This window comes from Burkholderia sp. Tr-862 (assembly GCF_011753085.1).
Lineage (GTDB): Bacteria > Pseudomonadota > Gammaproteobacteria > Burkholderiales > Burkholderiaceae > Burkholderia > Burkholderia ambifaria.
On the sequence record NZ_VWWG01000285.1, the window covers coordinates 1 to 4,399 of the forward strand.

Genomic DNA, 4,399 nt, shown 5'->3' on the forward strand with positions numbered 1-4,399 from the left:
GACGGTGCGGCGCCGGGCCGGCCGCGCGCGGCCGCGCCGCTGTTGCGCTGCGCGAACGACCTGCTGTTCCGCGCGCTGGCCGTGATCGCGTCGCTGTGTCTCGCGGCGCTCACGCTGCTGGTGTTCTACGCGGTGGTGATGCGCTACGTGTTCGAGAACGCGCCCGATTTCGTCGAGCCGATCGCGCTGCTGCTGGTGATCGTGATCGCGATGTTCGGCGCGGCGATGAAGGTGCGCGACGGCGGCCATATCGGCCTCGACTCGCTCGTGCGGCGCCTGTCGCCGGGCCCGCGCACCGTGGTGATCGCGATCCAGCATCTGAGCCTGATCGCATTCGCGATCGCGATCATGGTCGGATGCGGCAGCATGGCCGCCGAGACGATGGGCGACCGCATCCCGATCATCGGGCTGCCCGAAGGCGTGCGCTACCTGATCACGATTCCCGCGGCGATCGCGATCGTCCTCTTCTCGCTCGAGCACCTGCTCGCGCTTCGTCGTTCTTCGTCGGGACAATAACGCCATGGAACTCGCGATCCTGTCCGTCAGTTTTCTGATTTTCCTCGTGCTTGGCGTGCCCGTCTCGTTCGCGCTCGGCATTTCCTGCGTGCTGACCTACCTGGTCGAAGGGCTGCCGATCGCGACCGCGATGCAGTCGATGATCTCGGGGATGAACGCGTTCTCGTTCCTCGCAGTGCCGTTCTTCATCTTCTCCGGCGAGCTGATGCTGCATGGCGGCATCGCGGACCGGATCCTGCGCTTCGCGCAGGCGACCGTCGGCCATTTCCGCGGCGGCCTCGGGATGGCCAACGTGGTCGCATGCACGCTGTTCGGCGGCGTGTCGGGCTCGCCGACCGCCGATACGTCGGCGATGGGCGGCGTGGTGATTCCGCTGATGAAGCGCGAAGGCTACAGCGCGGCTTACGCGGTCAACGTGACGACCCACGCGTCGCTCGCCGGCGCGCTGATGCCGACGTCGACCAACATGATCATCTACGCATTCGCCGCGCAGGGGATCACGGGGATGCTGCACGGCCAGCAGGTGAGCGGCGTGTCGATCGGCGACCTGCTGTTCTCCGGGCTGCTGCCGGTGTTGTGGGTGATGGGCTTCGTGCTCGTCGCCGCGTACTGGCAAGCGGTGCGTCACGGCTATCCGCGCCGTGAAGACGGTTCGTCCGCGCTGCCGTCGTTCCCGGGCTGGTATGCGGTGCTGCGCAGCTTCGTCGGCGCGGTGCCGGGCCTGATGGTGATCGCGATCATCCTCGTGTGCGTCGCGAAGGGGATTGCCACCGCGACCGAAGCGGCCGCGATCGCCGTCGTGTATTCGCTCGTGCTGACCGCGATCGTGTACCGCACGCTGACCGTCGCGAAGCTGCGCCGTGCGCTGTCGCATGCGGCGCGCACGACGGGCGTCGTGCTGCTGCTGATCGCCGTGTCGAACATGCTGCGCTTCCAGATGTCGTACCTGGAGATTCCGGATGCGATCGAAGGGCTGCTGAAGCAGTCGACCGCCGCGCCGTGGCTGATGCTGCTGTACATCAACATCATCCAGGTGTTCCTCGGCACGTTCGTCGACATGGCCGCGCACATCCTGATCACGACGCCGCTGTTCCTGCCGATCGCGATGGCGTGCGGCGTCGGGCCGGTGCAGTTCGGGATCATGCTGCTGCTGAACTGCTCGCTCGGCCTCGTGCACCCGCCGATCGGCTCGGTGCAGTTCGTCGGCTGCGCGATCGGCAACGTGTCGATCGGCGAGACGACGAAGATGGCGTGGCCGTACTACCTCGCGATCTTCAGTGCGATCAACATCGTCACGTATATGCCGTTCTTCTCGACCTGGCTGCCGAGCCTGATCAGCGGCCACGCGGTGTTCTGACCACCTGGCCTTGGCTGTCGCGGCGCCGGACGACCGAGGTGGTCCGGCGCCGTCATCACGTCAACGGTTTTTTTCACGTATCGCGTATCACGGATAGCGTATTCCCATGAACCACAAGACAGCATGGCGCGCCGTCGCAGCCGCCGCATTCGCGCTGGCCGTATCGCTCGCGCATGCCGCGACGTATGCGTACGTATCCAACGGCGACAGTCGCGACATCTCGGTGTTCGGCGTCGACACGTCGACCGGCGCGCTGCGCGCGATCGAAACCGTGCCGGTCGACGGCACCGTGATGCCGATGGCGTTGTCGCCCGATCATCACCGGCTGTACGCGGCGCTGCGCTCGACGCCGTATCGCGTCGTCAGCTTCGCGATCAATCCGCTCGACGGGCGGTTGATCGAGCTGGGCCGCGCGCCGCTCGCGGACAGCATGGCGTATGTGTCGACCGATGCGTCGGGCCGCTACCTGTTCTCGGCGTCGTACGGCGGCAACCTGCTCGCGGTCAACCGGATCGGCGAGAACGGCGTGGCCGGCGACGTGCAGCAGACAGTGAAGACGGGCCCGATGGCGCATGCGATCCGGCAGTCGCCGGACGGCCGCTACGCGTTCGCGTCAGTGCTCGGCGCCGACGCATGGCTGCGCCTGCCGTTCGATGCGTCGACCGGCACGCTGACCGACACGGCCGAGCCCGCGTACCGGCTGCCGGAGAAGTCGGGCCCGCGCCATTTCGTGTTTTCGTCGAACGGGCGGTTCGCATACCTGATCGACGAGCTCGACGGCAAGCTGCACGTGCTTGCGCTGTCGCATGGCGGCGCCGATGCGCGGCCGATCCAGACGGTGTCGATCCTGCCGCCGGATTTTCATGGCGACAAGCCGTGGGGTGCGGACCTGCACCTGACGCCGGACGGAAAATTCCTCTACGCGTCGGAGCGCACGTCGAGCACGCTCGCGGCGTACCGGGTCGATGCGGCGTCGGGCAAGCTCGCGCGGATCGGTACGTTCGCGACCGAGCGGCAGCCGCGCGGCTTCGCGATCGATCCGTCGGGCACGTATCTGCTCGCGGCCGGGCAACTGTCGCCGACGCTCGCGGTGTACCGGATCGACCGGCACACCGGCCACCTCGACGCGATCGGCAAGTATCCGGTCGGCAAGGGCGCGAACTGGGTCGAGATCGTCACGTACGACGGGACGAACTGATCCGCGCGACGGGTGCGATGCGGGCTCGACATCGCGTTCGATCGACTCAAGTTGAACAAACCGCTGTCGTTAACCGACTAGGGATAACTTCGAGAGTCGATTCACCATGCGCGATCTGAAGGTAAAAAACAGTTTGCTCGCCGTGCTCGCCACGTTTGCAGCGATGATCATCGTCGGCGGCATCGTCGGGGTCGTTGCTCTCGGCAGCGCGAACACGAACGCGAAACGCCTGCATGCCATCGCAACGCAGACGTCACTCGTCAACGATGCGTACAAGGACAGCACGCGTACCCGCTCGGCGCTCGTGCGTGCGTATTCGGCACTGAAGGAACACGACGACCCGGCGCAGCGCGACTCGGCATTGCAAAGCGCGCAGCGCACGTTCGATCTGTCCGCGAAGGAAACGCAGGCGTTCAAGGACACCACGCCGATCGGCAGCCTCGGTGCCGACCTGAAGCAGGCGCTGGTCGAATCGTCGACGCATCTCGCGAGCGTCCTCGCCCGCGCGAGCGACGCGCTGCGCAACGGCGATACCGCCGCGTATGCCGAGATCAACGACAAGGAAATCACGCTCGCCGGCCAGGTGTATTCGGCGAATGTCGAGAAATTCCAGCGCACGGCCAATAAGCTGGCGGAAGACACGATCGACGACGACAACGCCGCGTACACGCGCATCGTCGCGATGGTCGGCATCGGTGTCGCGCTGGCGCTCGCGCTGATCGCCGCGACACACTTCGCGCTGCGCGCGATCGTGTCGCGGCCGCTCGCGAACGCGGCCGCGCTGCTCGACCGGATCGCGTCGAACGACCTGACCGTGAACGTGCCCGATGCCGGCCGCAACGAAATTGGCCAGTTGTTCGCGGCGATGAAGCGGATGCAGACCGGCCTCGCGACGACCGTCACCGGCATGCGCGACAGCAGCGACGCGATCCACACGGCCGCGCGCGAGATCGCTGCGGGCAACCTCGACCTGTCGAGCCGCACCGAACAGCAGTCCGCGTCGCTCGAGGAAACGGCCGCGAGCATGGAGCAGCTGACGTCGACGGTCCGCCAGAACGCGGACAACGCGCAGCAGGCGAGCACGCTCGCCGCGAGCGCGGCGGACCTCGCCCAGCACGGCGGCGAACTGGTCGGCCGCGCCGTCGACATGATGGGCGTGATCAACACGAGCTCGCAGAAGATCGCGGAGATCACGGGGATGATCGACGGCATCGCGTTCCAGACCAACATCCTCGCGCTCAACGCGGCGGTCGAATCGGCGCGCGCGGGCGAGCACGGGCGCGGCTTCGCGGTCGTCGCGGGCGAGGTGCGCACGCTGGCCCAGCGCA

The 4,399-nt window shown here is 66.9% G+C and carries 4 protein-coding genes; all 4 read left to right on the forward strand.

Translation table 11 applies throughout. The annotated features are described in order from the left end of the window. Window positions 1–516 (forward strand): TRAP transporter small permease (locus F3J14_RS33775; RefSeq protein ID WP_247682348.1); only part of this gene is annotated, 516 nt, incomplete at its 5' end. Between the two features lie 4 nt (window positions 517–520). Next, window positions 521–1,873 carry a TRAP transporter large permease gene (locus F3J14_RS33780; RefSeq protein ID WP_011661000.1) on the forward strand — a complete coding sequence of 451 codons (1,353 nt, stop codon included), beginning with the start codon at window positions 521–523 and terminating at the stop codon, window positions 1,871–1,873. Between the two features lie 106 nt (window positions 1,874–1,979). Next, a complete protein-coding gene (locus tag F3J14_RS33785) occupies window positions 1,980–3,071 on the forward strand; it encodes a beta-propeller fold lactonase family protein (RefSeq protein WP_166726602.1) in 1,092 nt (363 codons plus the stop codon). Between the two features lie 106 nt (window positions 3,072–3,177). Further along, window positions 3,178–4,399, forward strand: a 1,222-nt coding sequence (locus F3J14_RS33790; RefSeq protein ID WP_166726603.1) for a methyl-accepting chemotaxis protein, incomplete at its 3' end; no start/stop codon positions are given.